This is a genomic window from Spirosoma arboris (assembly GCF_009754945.1).
Lineage (GTDB): Bacteria > Bacteroidota > Bacteroidia > Cytophagales > Spirosomataceae > Spirosoma > Spirosoma arboris.
Window position 1 is genome coordinate 734,992 of the sequence record NZ_WPIN01000004.1, and the last position, 18,661, is coordinate 753,652.

General features: G+C 45.7%; 18 protein-coding genes. 11 read left to right on the top strand and 7 right to left on the bottom strand.

Annotated elements, in window-relative coordinates; genetic code table 11:
- Window positions 1-32: 32 nt before the first annotated feature.
- On the bottom strand, window positions 33-974 hold the full coding sequence (locus tag GO755_RS14090) for an SDR family NAD(P)-dependent oxidoreductase (RefSeq protein ID WP_157585765.1): 942 nt from the start codon (window positions 972-974) through the stop codon (window positions 33-35).
- 302 nt (window positions 975-1,276) lie between these two features.
- Window positions 1,277-1,693 (bottom strand): hypothetical protein, encoded by a 417-nt coding sequence (locus GO755_RS14095; protein WP_157585768.1) that lies wholly within the window; start codon window positions 1,691-1,693, stop codon window positions 1,277-1,279.
- Between the two features lie 676 nt (window positions 1,694-2,369).
- Between GO755_RS14095 and GO755_RS14100 the strand changes: the two genes are divergently transcribed.
- Window positions 2,370-4,805, top strand: coding sequence for an ABC transporter permease (locus GO755_RS14100; RefSeq protein WP_157585770.1), 2,436 nt, complete (start codon window positions 2,370-2,372; stop codon window positions 4,803-4,805).
- Here the strand turns inward: GO755_RS14100 and GO755_RS14105 are convergent.
- Both GO755_RS14105 and GO755_RS42320 read right to left on the bottom strand, forming a co-directional pair.
- On the bottom strand, window positions 4,788-5,063 hold the full coding sequence (locus GO755_RS14105) for a hypothetical protein (protein WP_157585772.1): 276 nt from the start codon (window positions 5,061-5,063) through the stop codon (window positions 4,788-4,790). The genes GO755_RS14100 and GO755_RS14105 overlap by 18 nt on opposite strands.
- 627 nt (window positions 5,064-5,690) lie before the next feature.
- The gene (locus GO755_RS42320) at window positions 5,691-6,038 is read right to left on the bottom strand and encodes an ISAon1 family transposase N-terminal region protein (RefSeq protein ID WP_449448583.1); all 348 of its coding nucleotides are present in this window, start codon (window positions 6,036-6,038) and stop codon (window positions 5,691-5,693) included.
- A gap of 414 nt (window positions 6,039-6,452) precedes the next feature.
- Here GO755_RS42320 and GO755_RS14110 point away from each other — a divergent pair, with 414 nt between their 5' ends.
- The 7 genes from GO755_RS14110 (at window position 6,453) to GO755_RS14140 (ending at window position 13,192) form a co-directional block, all read left to right on the top strand.
- Entirely contained in the window at window positions 6,453-7,715 is a 1,263-nt protein-coding gene (locus tag GO755_RS14110; protein WP_157585774.1) for a site-specific integrase, read from the top strand.
- A gap of 3 nt (window positions 7,716-7,718) precedes the next feature.
- Entirely contained in the window at window positions 7,719-8,807 is a 1,089-nt protein-coding gene (locus GO755_RS14115; protein WP_157585776.1) for a Nif11-like leader peptide family natural product precursor, read from the top strand.
- Between the two features lie 91 nt (window positions 8,808-8,898).
- A complete protein-coding gene (locus GO755_RS14120; RefSeq protein WP_157585777.1) occupies window positions 8,899-9,252 on the top strand; it encodes a helix-turn-helix domain-containing protein in 354 nt (117 codons plus the stop codon).
- Window positions 9,249-9,662: a VRR-NUC domain-containing protein gene (locus tag GO755_RS14125; protein ID WP_157585779.1), complete on the top strand. Its 414-nt coding sequence runs from the start codon at window positions 9,249-9,251 to the stop codon at window positions 9,660-9,662. The genes GO755_RS14120 and GO755_RS14125 overlap by 4 nt, the downstream gene beginning before the upstream one ends.
- Before the next feature lie 95 nt (window positions 9,663-9,757).
- On the top strand, window positions 9,758-11,365 hold the full coding sequence (locus GO755_RS14130) for a YfjI family protein (RefSeq protein ID WP_157585781.1): 1,608 nt from the start codon (window positions 9,758-9,760) through the stop codon (window positions 11,363-11,365).
- Window positions 11,366-11,451: 86 nt separating this feature from the next.
- Window positions 11,452-12,870 (top strand): BT4734/BF3469 family protein, encoded by a 1,419-nt coding sequence (locus GO755_RS14135; protein ID WP_157585783.1) that lies wholly within the window; start codon window positions 11,452-11,454, stop codon window positions 12,868-12,870.
- A 19-nt stretch (window positions 12,871-12,889) separates the two neighbouring features.
- Window positions 12,890-13,192: a hypothetical protein gene (locus GO755_RS14140; RefSeq protein ID WP_157585785.1), complete on the top strand. Its 303-nt coding sequence runs from the start codon at window positions 12,890-12,892 to the stop codon at window positions 13,190-13,192.
- Here GO755_RS14140 and GO755_RS14145 read toward each other — a convergent pair.
- Complete coding sequence (locus GO755_RS14145; RefSeq protein ID WP_157585787.1) at window positions 13,175-13,549, bottom strand: nuclear transport factor 2 family protein; 375 nt, start codon at window positions 13,547-13,549, stop codon at window positions 13,175-13,177. The genes GO755_RS14140 and GO755_RS14145 overlap by 18 nt on opposite strands.
- A 367-nt stretch (window positions 13,550-13,916) precedes the next feature.
- Here GO755_RS14145 and GO755_RS14150 point away from each other — a divergent pair, with 367 nt between their 5' ends.
- From GO755_RS14150 to GO755_RS14160, 3 genes are all read left to right on the top strand, one after another.
- The gene (locus tag GO755_RS14150) at window positions 13,917-14,276 is read left to right on the top strand and encodes a P27 family phage terminase small subunit (RefSeq protein WP_157585789.1); all 360 of its coding nucleotides are present in this window, start codon (window positions 13,917-13,919) and stop codon (window positions 14,274-14,276) included.
- 39 nt (window positions 14,277-14,315) lie between these two features.
- Window positions 14,316-14,783, top strand: coding sequence for a phage terminase small subunit P27 family (locus GO755_RS14155; protein ID WP_157585791.1), 468 nt, complete (start codon window positions 14,316-14,318; stop codon window positions 14,781-14,783).
- A 211-nt stretch (window positions 14,784-14,994) separates the two neighbouring features.
- Window positions 14,995-15,312, top strand: coding sequence for an HNH endonuclease signature motif containing protein (locus GO755_RS14160; protein WP_157585792.1), 318 nt, complete (start codon window positions 14,995-14,997; stop codon window positions 15,310-15,312).
- Between the two features lie 194 nt (window positions 15,313-15,506).
- Here GO755_RS14160 and GO755_RS14165 read toward each other — a convergent pair whose 3' ends face one another.
- Both GO755_RS14165 and GO755_RS14170 read right to left on the bottom strand, forming a co-directional pair.
- Window positions 15,507-15,833: a hypothetical protein gene (locus tag GO755_RS14165; RefSeq protein WP_157585794.1), complete on the bottom strand. Its 327-nt coding sequence runs from the start codon at window positions 15,831-15,833 to the stop codon at window positions 15,507-15,509.
- 106 nt (window positions 15,834-15,939) lie between these two features.
- Entirely contained in the window at window positions 15,940-16,536 is a 597-nt protein-coding gene (locus GO755_RS14170; RefSeq protein WP_157585796.1) for a hypothetical protein, read from the bottom strand.
- Window positions 16,537-18,661 lie beyond the last annotated feature (2,125 nt).

Below are 18,661 nucleotides of genomic sequence, written 5' to 3' on the forward strand. Positions count from 1 at the left end.
TTGACAATTAGTCGCCAAGACTAGTTTTGGTTTTACTCAGGAAGCGTCTGGGGGGCTTTCGACAAAAAGGCACGGGTCTGGGAGACGACCATGTCTTGAAATTTGGCGTCCCGCACCTGTTTTGAGCCGAGCATCGGCTGCCCTTTTTCATCAAAATACACTCCGGTTTTCCCCGATTCATCGGTCAGCACATGGGTGATGATTCGTGCTGCCTTTTGGGGGGTACTTCTGTACTGGGCGAAGGGCGGAAATAAGGTGAGTATACGGCCAAACAGGAAATGAAGGATAGCGGGGGCATCTCCTCCCAGCCCGGTTCCGGGTGTGATACCGGGCTCTACCGCATTGATATGGAGCCTGGGTGTTTCCCGAGCTAAGGCCATTGCCGTGGCCAGCACGCACAGTTTGGACGTGGCATAAGCATCAGCACCGGGCGCTTTAGAAAGGGGATGTTTCCACTCTCCTTTCGCACTCGCTTCTACTGACAGAAAGCGAGCGCCTTTCATGCCTAAGAACCTCACCGGCTTGCGGTCTGGGTCTTCCACGGCGGACGCAATGAAGACGACATTCGCTCCATCAGGCAGGTGAGGAATAAGCGCGTCGGCCAAGGCGAATGGACCTAGATGATTGGTGGTGAACACTAGATCCCAGCCTTGTACACTTTTAGCCGTTTTCATAGGCGAAATTCCGGCATTATTGAGTAGTCCTGCAATGGGTATATCTAAGGCTATGATCTCCTGGGCAGCCCGGCGAACACTTACCAAATCCGATAAGTCGCAAACGACTGTGATGGCCTGTTGACCTTTTTGCCGAATGCTCGACTGAACGTCGGCAAGCTTGTCGGCATTGCGGCCAACCAGGATGAGTGTGCCGTAGTTGGCCAATTCGAAGGCCGTGGCTAGGCCAATCCCTGAGGTAGGGCCAGTAATGATAAAGGCCTTGGGCTGCGAACGATTTTTCAAATTAATCTTTGACATAATTTATTTTCAAAAAATGATGCTGCAAATATCCGGCCTCATAGGTCCGTCAGCTTTCTTGAAAAGTCCAAAGATGCTTTCTTGAAAAGTTCAATTTGGGGATTAGGTTCGTTTTCGTTTAAAGCCTCAGCATTCGGCAGGTATTATTCTTTCATAGACATTGTATTCAAGCATCCCATAAAACGCCCTATAAAAGGGAAATACATCTCGTCTCAGGCGGGAGCCTTTTTTGAGACCATGAAATTTAGCTTTACTGATAATCTACTGGGAGTAGTCTTGACCTAGATAACTAAGTGGAAAGGTTAGTAGGGGATGAACTGATCATCGATAGTAGGGCTACGCTGGTGCGTCTCGATAAATGCCTCCCACCAGGACCGCATTGTTTCCTGTTGCTGGTCCAACGTGGTGCCCGGCACATGCCTTCCATACGGGTTGTAGCGATAAGCAATGATCGATTCGAGACCATAAGTCTCATAAAGCAGCCTACGCACGGTGGATTCAGCCATGTCTCCCTGAATCTGAATCGGGTCAGTAGATCGGCCCATTTTGCTCAGCACATAGTCAGGGGCTACATAGGCCTCCTCATCAAATCGATCCGCTTTGTAAAAGCCGGGTGAGGGCTGGAAAAGGACAATTGTTAAGAGCGGCCATCTGGCTTCCAGTGTTTGCTGAACCTGCTGATGGGTCATGCCCTGTTGAAGGGTGATGCTGGTGTTCATAGACCAAGTTTACAAAAGCGTTCGACGATTTGATGCTCCATTGAAAATGGCCAACCTAGTAAAATTAGCGTTTTAGGAGATTGTTCCTATTTGTAAAGCAAAGGGAGACCATAAAAAAAACTGAGGTGAATTATGTTAGGCAACCAGTAGACTTACTCAAAAGTAGCGGATCTACGGAAAGACAGGTTGCTTTTGAGCAAAAACCGGCTGCTACTCCTATCCGAAATCATCTGGGACAAGTCGCTCGTTAAGTCAATAACCTGGAGCACCTCAAACTTTTTTATGCTCTCAAATTCTGGCCAGGAAATTGATCGCCGACGAAGCCAGATAACCCACCATAGATAGGTCGTCGCTCAACGGTACGCATTTAACTACCTCCTACAATTTCTGTCCGTTTTAGGTACATCACGTGTCCAGAATCGGACAATTAACTTACACGCAATCTGTCAAAAACCGCGTCAAACGCAAATCAGAGCTGATGTAGGCAATTGGTCTTTTATTTGTCCGGAATTATAGGAGAAAATAACCAAACCATGAAATGGGCTTTTCTGGGTGGGTGAACGCAACTGATGAAACCTCGATCCGTCGCACCAGATCGTAATGACCGGTGCGGGTGGTGCGGTATCCCGACCATATTATCAAGAACCATATACATCTCCTTTTTACTAGCCCTGCCATGCTACTGAATTATGTCAAAATAGCTTACCGTAACCTGCTCAACAACAAGGGATTTTCGGCCATCAACATCATCGGACTTGCGTTGGGGATTGCCTGTTCCATCGTGTTGTTCCTGTTCATTCTCGATGAGCTAAACTTCGACGCATTCAATAAAAAAGCCAGCCAGACCTATCGGCTTTACGTTCACAGTTCGATTAACAACGAAGAATCGAACAATGCCAAGACGGCACCTCCGGCTGGTCCTACACTCGTGCAGATGCTCCCTGAAGTGCTCACCCAAACACGCATCGGCTACTTTGGTGTACATGATTTGCGGTATAAAGACAAGATTTTCAGGGAAAACAGCATCTACACGGCCGACTCCACCTATTTCGATGTGTTTACGCTTCCCTTCATTCATGGTGATCCGTCGATTGCCCTCAAAAATCCGAACAGCATTGTCCTGACCGAAACCATGGCCAGCAAATACTTCGGACAGGAAAACCCGACGGGAAAATCGTTTCTGGTCGACGGAACAAACTCATATCAGATTACGGGTGTCATGAAAGACTTTCCCGCTAAGTCGCATTTCCGTTGCGATTTCCTGTTGTCGATGTCGACCTATCCCGAGGTTAATCAACAAAACTGGCTGCAGGGGAATTACTCCACTTACATTGTTCTCAAAGAGGGGGCAGATCCTACGCGGGTCGAGCGCAAAATGCAGCAAGCCATTCTTGGCCGTTTAGGACCTGAGATCGAAAAAGCATTGGGTTTTTCTATGCAGCAATTTCTGGCTAACGGCAATGTATTTGAGTATCGGATGCAACCGTTATTATCCATTTATCTGCACGCAAAACGGCAATACAATATCGACCCCAATACCGAGTGGGGTAACGCCCGAATTGGCGACAGTACGTATGTGTATATTTTCTCGGTGGTGGCGTTATTTATTCTGCTGATTGCCGTCATCAATTTCGTCAACCTATCGACAGCCCGTTCTGAGAAGCGCGCCAAAGAAGTAGGCATCCGAAAAGCCATTGGTTCGAGTCGCTTAAAACTAATGGGGCAGTTCACGACCGAATCCATACTACTGACCGGTCTTTCGGTCCTTGTGGCGTTGTTTTTGGTACAACTCATGCTTCCCGGCTTCAACCAGATTGCAGGTCGGCAGTTGACACTACCGCTTTTTACCAATGCGTATACCCTTCCGGCGCTACTTGCTTTTACACTTCTCGTAGGCCTGCTGGCGGGAAGTTATCCCGCCTTTTTCCTGTCGTCTTTTCGGCCGGTCGAGGTGTTAAAATCGGGCGTACAAAAACGAAAATCCTCCTTACGAAGCCTGTTGGTGATTACCCAGTTCTCGATATCCATTACGCTAATTCTGGGTATGATCATCATCCGAAACCAATTAGGGTATCTTCAGCATAAAGACCTTGGATTCAACAAAGAGCACTTACTCTCGATCAACAATGGAGCAGCACTAGGCGATAAACTCAAACCATTTAAAGCTGAGTTATTGAAAAATCCAGCCATATTATCGGTCAGCAACTCATCCTTATTATTTGCAAACGGTATTCCGGGAAGTGCTTATTTGTTGGGGAAACGGTCGGGTACTGATCCCATTTTAAGCCAGTTTCTAGACGTCGATGCGGATTTCGTAAAAACGTTTGCGGTGCCGTTAAAAGCCGGGCGCTTTTTCTCCAACGATCGGCCGGCCGACAGCACTGCCGTGGTCATCAACGAAGCGGCCCTTCACGCATTTAATACGAACAACCCGTTAGATCAGGAACTGACCGAAGTCGATGTAAATGGCTCTAAAACCTATAGAATCATTGGTGTTATAAAAGACTTCAATTATGAATCGCTTCACCGCCAGGTTCGTCCTTTGGTGTTTCACCTTAGTCCCGTTCGGCAAGCCACCAGTATTTTAACTATCCGAATTCAGCCCAATGCCACAAAAAATGCGATTGATTACATCGAAGAAACCTGGCAACGATTCGAAAAAACGGAACAATGTCACTATTCGTTTTTAGATGAGCGGCTGGCCCGACTTTACGAATCGGAACAAAAAACGAGTATTATCGCTACGGTCTTTTCGGCCCTGGCCATCTTTATTGCCTGCCTGGGCTTGTTTGGTCTGGCCGTTTTCATAACCGAGCAACGCACCAAAGAAATTGGCATCCGTAAAGTGTTAGGGGCTAGTATTCCCGAAATCCTGTTTCTGTTGTCGCGCCAATTTATTGTCTGGGTTGCCATTGCCATTCTGATTGCATCGCCCCTTGCCTGGTACGCCATGAGCCGATGGCTCGACAACTTCGCCTACCGCGTCGCTATTTCGTGGTGGGTATTTGTTGTGGCCGCTTTTCTGGCCATTGGCATTGCCATATTGACGGTGAGTTTTCAGAGTCTCAAAGCTGCGTTGATGAATCCGGTAAAATCATTGCGGTCGGAATAAAGGACACTGTAGATCTGCCTTTGTGATCTTAGCTCGTTGGCCAACAGGTAGTCTATTAATCTCAAACCGAACGATGTACTGGGCGGCTAGCCTTCTTTTTTCCAGTGTAGTAGAAGCAGGGCGACCTAAATAAAGTCGCATGTTGGTTAGATAGGAACCAATAGTATCTTCGGATATACCTGCTTCTCGTAGCCGCTGCTCGGTAGATAGTAAAATATCTTGGTAGCCAGGCAAGACAGGGCCATTGAGGGCGAGCATACATCTGATTTTCGGAATCCTTGAAGCGGCAATGGTTGCTCCTTCACTGTGCCCGATAACTCCAATTCGTCGTGCATCTACTACCCTATATTCCACTTGCTTTCCAGTCTTAAATTGACATCTCTCATATCAACGTATCATTTTGATAGGTATAGATGAGTTTGTAGAACACTAGCCAAGCTTATTCATTAGGGTTCCGACCTTAAAGAAGCCCCAACCCCCCCTTTGCAGATACAGCATGGATGTCGAAGTTCAGTAAAATTTATTGAATAATGAGCCTGATCATTTCGCTCCTAAACAATTTTTTTTCTGGATTTACTTAACTGTGCCCGATTAATGAAGGTAACTATGTCATTCGTTAGCTCCTATGAATTATACAATATTATACTGGCTAGCTTGGTAAAAAATAGTATTTATAACATCTAATAATAGTACAAACTTACTTTCTATCGATCTCGATCAGGAAAACCCTGGTATTGTTGACTGATTGAAGACGATTGAAACGCAGTGTCACGACTTATCAACTTAAAGTCACTACCTACTGAACTCGTTTTATTATGTTTATTTCTCCTAAAAAGGGTTTGGCTTATTGATGGATCAAATCTAAATGTTGTGGAGCGACTTGGCTTAGGCATATAAATGAGTCAGTTGATAAAGGAAGAATTCCACATTCCGAACTTCACAGAATTGATTGCGAAAGGCCTTGATTTTGGTATTAAACGATTCAGTCGGGGCTAGATTGAGCCATCGGCACTGTTTGATATGAAGCAAGACCTGATGGCTCCGCATGGGGAAATTTTGTACGGTAATGCAGGAAAACAAACCCTTAGACAACAAATTGTCCTTTTGCTGCTCTTTAGGTTGATTATTTAATTCCTCAAGGTGCAGATGCAAGGTCTGTGCATGCTGATCGACCAATATAAGCTCAAAATGATCCAGAATGAAATTGAGTAAAAGTAACTTGATCAGGGGTATGTGGCCCTCTAAAACAAATGAACTTGGTTCGAAAACACAAGCCTAGAAAAAAACAACGCCCTCCACAACTGTTGGGCTTGGCCCGAATTGATCGGGTGTGTTAGTAAACGTGTTAGTAGAAATGAAAAAAGCACTTAACATTTAGATGCTAAGTGCTTGATTTTCACTAGTGGGAGTTGACGGGTTCGAACCGCCGACCCTCTGCTTGTAAGGCAGAATCTATCCCTTTATCGTTTCCTCTCTTTATCTCTTCTTGCTTACAAATATAGCTATTAATCAATAGGTTAACAATTATTCTATTTCTACTATCTTATGGTTATTACGTTTTATTGATTAGATTTGTGTATCAAATTGTGTATCAAACGCCTGAATACTATCGATCCTCTGCCTACTATATAAAAGGCCCCTGAATTTATGGCAAAAACGCCGAAGGAACCCAAACCTACAGCCGCTATTGTGCTGGATACGCGTCGACAGAAACAGGATGGCACCTACCCTCTAAGACTGCGCGTGACGTTTCAGCGTGACCGTAAGTACTATAGTGTCAAGCTACCGGATTTAACCCAGCCCGAATGGGAAAAACTAAATGGGGAGCGTTTGCGCGATGAAAAGCTTCGGGAGATTCGGGATAAAATCAAGACCTACGAAAGCGATGCCGATACAGTTCTGAAAGACCTGTCGCATTTCACGTTTGCCCGCTTTGAGAAAGATTACTTTGCTGATCACACGATTGATACCAAAGCCAGAGCTGAGGATGTTTATCACGCCTTTGAGGAGCAAATCAAAAAGATGGCCAAGCAGGGCAGCGCTTCAACGGCATCCATTTACCAGACTACGCTAAACTCATTGAAGGGCTTTAAGCCTCGCCTGCGATTTGAAGAGGTTACCGCTTCGTTTCTGGAGAAGTATGACGACTACCTTACAGGTGCAGGAAAGTCTGTTACAACGGTTAGTATTTACCTGCGTAACCTGCGTACCATCGTCAACCAGGCTAAGGCTAAAGGGATTATTGCACCTGAAGAATACCCGTTCGGCAAGAATCAATATGAAGTACCTGCGGCCCGTAATGTAAAGAAAGCCTTGACACTCTCGGAGATTGAGAAGATCTATCAATTCTCAACGGAAGTCGGAAGCCTACCTGATCGGGCTAAAGACTTCTGGTTCTTTTCCTATCTCTGCAATGGGATCAATGTTAAGGACATTTGCCGCCTGCGCTGGAAAGATATCGATGGGGACCGGGTAAGCTTCATTCGAGCCAAGACAGCTAGGACCAAGCGTCGAAATCAAAAGGCGGTTGTTGTGATCCTAACCGATGTGTCACGCGCTATTTTGGATAAATGGGGCACTAAACATCGTTTGCCCGATAACTATGTATTTCCAATTCTACCCATGGACGTAACACCCCAGCGAGAACGGGAACTGGTGCAATACTTGACGCGCTCAATGAATAAGTACGTGGGCAGAATGGCCATTGAGATAGGAATTGATAAGCCTGTGACTACATACACTGCTAGGCATTCATTTAGCACTGTTTTAAAGCGTTCTGGAGCTCCTATTGAATTCATCAGTGAAAGCCTTGGCCATCATGATTTACGCACTACCGAGAACTACCTGGATAGCTTTGAGGATGATGTCAAACGGCAGTATGCCAGTAACTTGCTAAACTTCAAATCCTAGTATATGAGTAATAATCGAATTCCTTTCCGCGAATTAGCAAAGATGGAAAAGGGAGAAATTCCAATGACTGAAGAAGGTAGGGCTCAGATTGAGAAATGGAGTGCAATGGTTCGTCCTATTATAGAGCAGCAAAAAATCATGAATTTGGCGGTTAAAAATGCAATGGCCTCCCTTTCCTCTCCGTCAATATCTGCTGCTTCCTCTATAATAAATTCAGTTAAACCCCTTCTTACCATACCTGCTTCAAACTTTAATATTCCAATTGTAAAGGGCTTTGCTACCCCGAATATCATTATCTATGCTGAATCAATCCGAAAAGCCTTTCAGCCTACTGCTAACTTATTAAATGATTTAAGAATTCACAGTGAAGGCATTAGGGCCTTTTTTGAAAGGCTTAAGAACGATCCTACTTTTCAGGAGCGCCTGAAGCTGCTTGCTGATAAAGAAAAGATGTTCAGGCGATTACTAAAACAATGGGAGATGTATTTAGTCAAAAAGGCAAATGAAATGCCTTTTGAGTCGTTTGCGCACCATATTGAATACGCTTGTTATGATCTAATTGATTACGCAGGAGACAATAAAGAGTTGGCGTCATTAAATGACTCAGATTTCATTAGCTTATTTAAGGACGTTGTTGCTAAACTAGCCGTAGAAGATGAACTACAGTTTGAGCAACAGAAAGCAAGGCATAAACAATCTCCTAATATTGTTTTACCTGTAAAGACCGGAAAACGCCAAGTATTAGTTAAGCATTACGATAATTTTACATCCATTTTTAGGAATCCCGATGACATTAGCAGCTGCGTTGAAGCCTTATATAAACTAGAGACTCCCGTTATAAATGATGCAGGTGGCTGGATTGGCAAAAAACGTGGTTCATATAGTAGTATATCAGTCTTAGTAGCCTGGATCGAAGTTTTGGAGATAAGGGCAAAAATTTATCCACAAATTGACCGTTGCCATTTGGCAGAACTGCTTAACTCTTATTTCTCCGGCTTAAATATGGGAACTAAAGACCCAGGCATGTTCAATAAACAGAACGATGTTCAACAACAGTATAAGACGATATTCCTAGCAATGATAAATAAATAGAAATAGTATGTAATTCCATTTCTTGAATTGCCGGAATTGCCGGAATTGCTTAGACCTTACTTGCTGCCATGTTCTACCAAGTTAAATAGACATGGAAGCAAATAAAATTATAATCACAACTCCCCTAGAATTACAAACACTTATCGCTGATGCGGTGAGTGCGGCTATTAAATATGGATCGACATCCATATTTAATACTACACCGGTAGTCTCTATCTCTGAGCCAGATTTACTCACAATCAAGAAAGCTTCTGAGTTCGTGAATCTTGCTGTTCCGACCATATATAGTATGGTTGGGCGCAACGAAATTCCTTTTATGAAGAGGGCTAAAAAGCTGTACTTCTCGCGCCAGGAACTGGAAAGCTGGATTCGTGCTGGCCGTAAAAAGACCACTGCGGAATGTGTGGACGAAGTTAGAGCAGATCTAAAAGGGCGAAATGCATGAACCAACTCCCTGCCTTCCGCCAACTCCAAAATTTCATTGGAGCAAATACTGCTCGTAAGAGTAGACTGAAAGGGCCGAAACCAGAAACGGCAAATGCGCTAACAAAACGACTAATTTCCTTCTTACGGAATCGTGGCCATTTTGCCGCCCGTATCAACACGACGGGGCTTTACGATGAGAAGCTGGGTAAGTACCGACCATCGGGAGCTACTACTGGCGTACCGGATGTGATCTCCTGTATTGAGGGCCATTTCGTGGGCCTGGAGATTAAAATCGGAGCCGACCGATTGAGCAAAAAGCAACAGCAAATCGCCTTGCAGATCAACAGCGCTGGAGGCTTTTACCTGATCGTTCGCTCGTTTGATGATTTCGAGAAGTTCTACGCCGAACTAATCACCCCGTCTTTCTGATGTGCTACTTCGATTATACCTCCTTGGGCTCCATCCACTACCACAAAAAACGGGCTGATGCCACCACGCACCAACCCGCTTAACTCATTGATTTTATGACACCCGAACAGGACAAAGATACACAAATTGATGTAGATATTGATGAATTTGATCCATCTCAGTTTGAGCAAAAGCCTGGTGATACAGCCAACGAAAAGCCTGAAGAATGGCCTTCTCCTCAACCTATCACGACTAATTTACTCCCTGTATTACAGCTGGAGTCAGAGATGATCCCAGAGCCATTGCGTCCCTGGCTAACGGACATTGCTTACCGAATGAAATGCCCATTAGACTATGTGGTAGTGGCCAGCATTAACATGTTCTCCTCCTTGATTGGAACTAGGTTGACGATTCAGCCAAAAAATCGAGACGACTGGACTATTGTCCCTAATTTATGGGGGGCGGTTATTGGAGACCCTTCAAGCATGAAAACCCCATCGGTCAGTGAGGTGTTTAAACCTCTCCACCGGATCAGTATTGAAGCCAGAAAACAGTTCGAAGAGGAATTCCAACGCTACGAAGCTGAACAGGTAACCTATGAGGTCCAAAAGAAGGTCTATCAGTCGCAGGAACAGGACCGGATGAAAGGTAAACCGGTAGAAAGCCCGGTAGGTTATCCCGAAGCACCCCAGAAGCCGATCGAACGGCGATTTATAGCCAATGATCCAACCATTGAAAAGTTAGCTGATCTGCTCAATGAGAATCCGACTGGGATGCTGGTCTGCCGGGATGAATTGATCGCTTTAATTGCCGCCTGGGATAAGGCGGGACGGGAGCAGGATAGGGCTTTTTATTTGGAAGGCTGGAATGGGAATGGCTCAATTATTATTGATCGAATGGCCAGAGGCACAACCCACGTTAAAAATGTCTGTATTGCCTTATTCGGGGGGATTCAACCCTCAAAACTGCTAGGGTACCTGAAAGCAGCAACAGGACATGACAATGATGGTTTTGTGCAACGTTTACAGCTCGCCGTTTACCCCGACAAAGTGCCCTGGACCTATACCGATGAATATCCTGATAAGTGGGCTCGCGACAAAGCGTTTGCCCTGATTCAGCAGCTCGTTGACGCCGACTTTGCCGACATTGCCTATGATGCGGATGAGTATAACCGGCTTCCCTACACTCGCTTCGAAGCCCAAGCCCAGCAGGTTTTTAAGGAATGGCTAACCGAGTGGGAAACGCAGGTACTACCCAATGAAACTGGGCTATTACTGGAACATTTCACCAAATACCGTTCGCTGATGCCCTCACTGGCGCTAATCTTTCACGTAGTGAACTGCGAATCAAATCCAGTTGAGGTGCCTGGTTCACAAAAACGGCTTGTGTCCATCGACGCGGCCAGGATGGCCGTTAAGTGGTGCGAATATCTCCAATCCCATGCACGGCGCGTTTATGGGCTATTAGACACAGTGAGCGCTGTAGCAGCCAAAGACCTGTTGAAGCACCTGAAAGCAGGCGATTTGAAAAACGGGTTCAAGGTTCGTGAGGTGCGCCAAAAAGGGTGGGCTGGGCTGACGACTGCCGATGCAGTTGATTCAGCACTATCCGAATTAATTACCCGAAACTGGCTTAAAGAAATAATTCCGCCCACGCCAGCCAACGGCAGACCCGAAGCACCCCACTATCTGATTCATCCACAATTAATTTTTAAAAACGAGTAGTCTACCACCCTACAGAACCTACAAAACCCCGTTTTAGACCTTTTGTAGGTTCTGTAGGTAGGTCGAGTGCATGATTTCAAAAATATATGGCTACCTATCTAGATACTCGAGAAGCCCTAAATGTTGAGGTGTCCTGTTTTGCCAACTACAACACACCTGGCAACCCGAAGCCTGTTAACCTCTACCTGTGGCTCATCAATGCTAAATACCGGGATAGAGTATTGACAATCCGGGCAGAATCAGACAAGCTCAAGCGGGATGCTCTCAAAGCTACCTTGCCCGCTATTACTCCGAGTGGCGTATTTACCTATCGACAGGCATCAAGCCTGGTGCCGAGTGGCCATAGTGGGTTTATTCAGTTCGATATTGACTTCAAAGACAATCCACATATTCGTAATTATGCTAATCTGAAAGCACAACTGGCTAAACTACCTTTTGTGGCCTACTGTGGTCTGTCTGTGTCAGGAACTGGCTATTGGGGCCTTGTTCCTATTGCCCATCCGGAGCGGCATGGACAGCACTTTGACGCCTTATTTCGGGTATTTGCTCATTACAAGATCAGATTGGATGATAAGCCCCGAAACGTGGCCAGCCTGCGCGGTTACTCGTATGACCCAGATGGCTATTTTGCCGAGAAGGTAATGCTATTTGAGCTTTACGATGAGCCTCAACCGGTAGCTACCCGTGAGTTTGCCCCAACAGCGGATGCGGATACCGAGCGCCAACGGGTAGAGGTGTGCATTGGTGAGATCAGTAAGCGAAACATCGATATTACCAGTGGTTACAACAATTGGTACGCCATCGGTTGTGATATCGCCAGCACATTTGGCGAAAATGGCCGGGACTACTTTCATATTATTAGCCAGTGTCACCCCGAGTACCAGACGGTCAGTTGTGACAAGCAGTATACGCATTGCCTCAGGAGCTATAAAGAGGTTCAGCTAAAAACGTTTTTTTGCCGCTGCCGGGATTCGGGTATTACCTGGAAAGAACTGCTGCCGTATGAGCCACCAGAGCGAACGACATTGCTCAAAAATAAATCAGAAACGAGTACTCTACCTACCTACAAAACCTACAAAAGTCTTGAAGAAACAGATGGTCGTATATTGGTAACCGTTAGAGAAACTGAGCCCGTAAATACAAGGGTTGATTCGCAATTAAATCAACGAACGATCAAGTTACCCAAGTCACTACTCTACAAATGGAGTCTATTCGGACATCCTCCGCTATGGTGGAATAAGATAGCTGCTCACAAAGCGCTACAACGCTGCCTGGAACCGGACGATCAAGCAGTTCAGGTAGTAACGAACATTACAACCCCTGTCGGTGTAATCAAGCCTATTGAGGACCAGATCGAGCGTTTAGTTGTTGAGCCCTGTGATAGCTATCCAGCTGAATGGGATGAACCCAACCCGCCCGATGCGGTACCGACAATTAAGCCGCTTTCATTTTTCGAGTGGCAGCGTCAAAATCCATCATTTAGCCAATTAGGCTTAGCTCTTTAAACAAACAATTATAACAATCATGATTAATCCTGAAGAGTACAAAAAGCCCGAGTATATGAATCACCCCATTGTGGGTAAGTACATGGATCGATTTTTCTTCCTGGTAGATGATCTCTACCTGGAAACTGATAATAAGCCGATGGATGAGGAGGTAAGTATGCTCAAAACCATTCTGCGTGTGGTCTTTAGCCGCGTCGCTATAGACGGGGAAATGGCTGAACTGGATGATATCCTGCATATGCACTTCCCCATCGAATACGAGCCCGAGACGGGTAATAGTATCCCTTCATTAACCGAGTATCCATTAAGCACCAGCAACTAATGTAATGCTACCCGCAATGACCTGCCAACGACCCTGCCGATTAGCCCACACCCGGAAGTACCGGTACTGCCCACCCGCTTCCTGCCCGTCAAATACGCCCTGTATATCGGCCTTCCTCGACACAATCACCAGATTATCTATGGACTTAATAGTAGGTTCGTGGGCTACCAGACTAGTGATATACATGGTACGAGCGCGGTGTGAGGCCAGATCCATTGCTTTATCATACAGCTCACCATCGGGACCTACAAAGAGTAAATCATCTGCCAATAAGGTATCCAGCGTGTCAGCGTCGGAGGCTAGCTGGGCCTTGATAAGGGCTTGTTCAGCCTGCTCTATTTGCTCGATTAGGTTCATGATCTTCAGACAAGAGGTTAATAAAGCAAAGATCAATCAGTCTACTACAACTGCTAGTCGGCAGGACTTAAGAGTTTATCAGCATGGCTTGATAAGTCTTGCAAGAGCAATGGTAAACTAGGTAGGGGAGGGGTAGGTCAAATCCCTAAAGACGGCCTCTCCGCGAATCGCATGTCCACCCCAAAAAAATCGGTGTCAGTTCAAAACTAAAAATGATCATCATGCCCAATCCAAGAAAGACCCAGGAAGAGAAAGAATTACTAGGAACAGCCCGAAAGGATCGCGTAGAGCCCGATTCTGTGCAACCTCAGCCCATAGAAACTCTGCCCGAAGCGCCGGTATACCTGACCAAAACGGGGCGAAAACAGTGGAAAAGTACACCAAACTACTCCAAAATGAGTGTATTCTGGCCGAAACTGACCTGGATTCCCTGGGTTTATACTGCATGCATTTGCAAATTGCGGAGGAAGCCGCTGAAGAGTTAAAGAAAGGTGTGGTTCGGGAATGCCGGGATGAGGACGGTAAAATCTATTATGTCGAAACGCCACCACTTCTGAAGATCTACAATGAGGCCAGCGCGGCAGCTATGAAGTGGGGTGCTCAATTTGGCTTTACCCCCGTGTCAAGAAAGAACGTACCAGTACCTAAAAAGAAACCGGCAGAAAGCAAACTGCAAGCCCTGATGAATAAGCGGGCCGACCGGGAAGGCGTCTTTAAAGTTGCCTAATGCCCTGCATGTTGTATCCATTTTAATTGCTAGAAACTCATGATTGGTAGACCCAACACACCCACTGAATTAAAGCGCTTACAGGGCACGGCACGATCTGACCGGGTGCTACCTGACCAAATGGCTCCCGAACCCTTGCAGACGCTTCCTAGCCCCCCAGAACAGCTTGAGGGGAATGCATTGGCCAAGCAAGTGTGGTATGAGACCACAGCCGCCCTTGAAGCCTTAAAGATGTTGACCGTTGTCGATATGCGTCTACTGGCCACCTATTGTGCAGAGGTGAGTCGGTACTGGAAGGCTCAGGAGCAATTGGCCCTTGAGGGGGAGGTGATCACCTCGCACAATGGCTACCCCATGCCTAACCCGTGGATGGGGATCGGCAACCAGGCCCTCGATCGGGCGCTAAAGATTGCGGGTCAGTATGGCTTTACTCCCTCAGCCCGGACCCGGATCGGTATGGGGCAGGTCAAGGAGCGGGACGAATTTGAGGAGGCAATGGGGTTATAATCGATGGGGAGGAACATATGAAGCTACTGGTAACCCCCATTCCCAATTTTGACACGGTGCGTGTGAGACTAGGACTGCGATTCGTGCAGGCGACGGCTTTCAAGATTTTACCCACCCCTGGGGTAGGTGCCTATTAATATCGAAATATCTCGCCTTTCCCATTGATAATCAGGGTAATTAGGTTATTTTTACTTATAAACAAATTACGAACATGCCTACACTAAAAAAGATTGTACGCCCTTGGATGATGCCTAAGGAAAAGCCTAAATCCCGCTGGGCAAACGAGACCTACAACGGCATACGAAATCAGGACTATCGCAACGCACCCTGGCGACGTACCCGTAAACTCCAGCTAGAGAAAGAGCCGCTTTGTAAATACTGTCTGGACAATAAGAAATTAACACCAGCTACTGTGGTGGACCATAAGAAACCCGTTCGATTAGGTGGTGGATTCCTGGACGAAAACAACTTAATGAGCCTCTGCAAGTCCTGCCACGCCCGGAAGTCGGCTAAGGAACGCAATCAATAAATTAGGCAGGTTTAGAAGGCCATACGGCAAGGGGCGAAGCAGATATCCCCGCGTGTTAATTGACCTATAACAGTCAATAAAAAGACAGCCTCGCCTAGTGACGGGGCTGTTATCATTTAATTCATAGGTTGGTTTGAATGCATAGAGTGAGCGAGATCTAGAGGCAACTAGTAAGGGGCGTTTTCTCTGCTTGCTTATTGCTTGCCCTTTAAAGTACTTTTGCCCTTTCCAGTCGCTTTATAATCCATCTTTGTCTCCCGTTGAGCCGTGTGACTACCGGGGGAAACACCACTATTGGGGTTAGCTGCTGCGTCAACTCCCGTGCCGACTGATGAAGCAGGCAGTGGATGATCCGCCCGCTTAGGTATAGCTTTACCTTTCTGTTTAGTGTCCTTGTTGTAGGGAACACCTTTACCCTCTAGCTGACTATTGTTTGGGGTTTGAGTACTTCCGGATTGAGCCCGTGCCTGTAAGGTTCCAGCCAGCAAAACCACGGCTACGGCGATTTGTATCTTTTTCATGTGTCTAGCTCGTTTACGACATCGTCAATTGATTGAGTAAACAAATTGACTGCTGAAAAGGGAATAGCGTATTGCCTGAAATAAGGTAATGGTACCAATCGCCCTGTTATTTACGGTAAGTAGTGATAGCCTCTTCGTAAATCCGTACACCTGGTATGTCCCGCGCACCATTCGCAATATCAGCCTTAATGGAGGCTTCATCAATGATCCAGTAGCCATTGGGTACCTGGTTAGGGTCGACAATCTCAATGGCCCACTTTAGTTGTACACCCTTGGGCATGGCCGCCAGAGAAACCTCGGGTGTGAGCCAATTAGTTTCACCAGTAGGAGTCGCAGAGGCTTGCTGAGCCGCTTCAGCCTTCTGGTGTTCACGTACTCGAAGCAACTCCCGGTTGTAATGGTCAACAGCGTCCTTAAGGGGCTGTATAGCTGTCAGGATAGGGGCAGTCATCTCTTTCTCTACCTCCATCCAGTCATGCTTCTGCTTGTCAAGCTGGCGGGTAATCTTCAGTCGTTCTGAGGCTACCAGCTTGATTAATTCGTGACCTTTAGCCACATGCTTAATCAGTGCCTCATGTTGCTCAGGCGTGCCACAGATGGCAGGCTGGCGACGCAGAAAGGAAACATACTCGGCAATGGAGGATTGAAGTAGTTGGCGTCCACTCGACTCCGTGAGCGAAAGGCCAGTGGTTTGGGTAGTCATACCCCTACAAGCAGCGAACAGGTATAAATGTTGGCTAAATCATATTTACTGAATAGACATAAGCTCCCTTTTAGTAGTAATATCCATACGCATTGGAGCGTAACCAGGCACATTAAGAGCAGTTTTCGCTGAAAAAAAGAACCCCATCCTCCGAGAGGGCAGGGCCAACACTTTCTTTATGATGTACGTGCTCTTATGGGTTAGATTCACGTCGGTATTATTGAGACTCTGAACGTGTATTTTGGACACATAAAAAAACGTTGGTCCTACTAGTGCCAACGTTTTCTCCTAACCCATAAGAGCTTGCAAGCTAACCGAACTGTTAGACATGAATCATTAACAAATTTGATGTCAGATTTATAGTTTGCAAACTAATTGATTATGTGGTTGCCTATCTGTTAACAAAAATAGCCATTAGCCAAACGCGTGCTGACAGTCTGAAACGAAGCTTATACCGGATTAATCTTCGCTCTAATTCATACCCAGCCAGTGAAATAGGGACTACGGTCCAGATCCGGTAGTAGCCGTTAACGAGTATACTTGTTAACAAAAATACGGGCACACCAACTAGTGCCCGTATTTCATTTTTTTTCTGAACAAATCAGCCGCCACCTAGTAGATAACGGCTGATTGACCTGATTGAAACAGCGATCATTTGGTTGCTAGTACTAGTCAACCTTTTCGTTGGTTTAAAGTAGTAAGGCAATGGGCATTAGAACCCCAGAGAAACTATAAGATTAACAGGAACTAGTTTTGGTGGCCTTTAATACCTTGCTTTTGATAGCCCATTCCCTCACTCCCTAAGAGTATTTTAGGCGTGAGTGAGTTTTACTAATCTAAAAATCCTTTTGGTGAGTCAATCAGGTCATGCCTGTTGGGTATGACCTGATTTCGTTTATCACCTCTGCTAATCCGTTTCTTCTACTCCCATAAGGGCTTTTTCTTCCCTGAACTAGAAACAAAGTAGTAGGCCAGGACGTAATTTGGATAGAGACGGAATCAATCAGCCACCAATTAAGCAGATGATGGCTAGGTACTTCTACATCAAGTAAAGAAATAGGGCTAGTAAATAGGCTACTAAAGACCGATGTTACCGATAAGTAATTAAATTAACTTATTAGCTAAACACTCACTTAATGTGTTGATTGCCTGAGAGGGCGAGCTCTTATAGGTTAGACCAAAATGCTGGTCCTACGGATAGGGCCAGCATTTTTTTTGTTACCATACTACATTTTTTTAGTCCAAATACTATTACTTGACTTTACATTGAAAAATATTAACATATAGACTATAGAACTATAGACAAAACAGTATACTAATGATGACGAGTGATCTTAACGAACTTCTTGACTTCTACGGAGCCCCACAACGACCTCAACCAACCCAATACTCTTTCCATTGGAGTAACTCCAAAACCCTGTTAAACTGTATAACGTTGGCTATGCGGGGGGCTAAAAGCGGCAATGAGTCCAGCCTTAAGACATTGCGCCTGATTAAGGATTTATGCTTGACCGAAAGGTGAGGACAAGGCCTTCTCAACTATACAGGGGGCTGTCTATTGGGGAAAAGAGTTAGACTAGTAAACGAAACAGCCGCCACCTAAGTAAGTAACGGCTGTTTACCTTTCTTGAAAATTATCACTGGTCTTATCTACTCACTGAAGGCATAATTTGTTGCAGAAACTGAGACAATGGAAAAGCCCCTGCCATAGCTGGTCAGGGGCTTTAAGGTTAAAAAAGGAAAGTTTCCTGTGGACAAGTAGCCAAAAGTAACATATGTTCGGCTACTAATTGAAGCAAATGTTGTGAATGACCCCATTTGGCGGGTCAACAACAGGATTTGGTAGGTGAGAAAAGTCCAACCATCAACAGGGGTGAGGGGAACAAAAATCGTATAACTCTAGCGATGTATTCTTTATATCTGCAATCCCTAAATCTTTTGCTTGAAAAGAGGAGAAAATGACCTAGAGATCTTTATAGAGCCTATACATAAACGTTTATATTTGCCACGCTGCGTTTACTTAATTGGTTCAATGCCTGCTCAATTTACCATATTGCTGGTCGATGATAATCCGGATGTTGCCGACATCCTAAAACGGGTTTCCAGTCAATCATTTCCCGAAGCC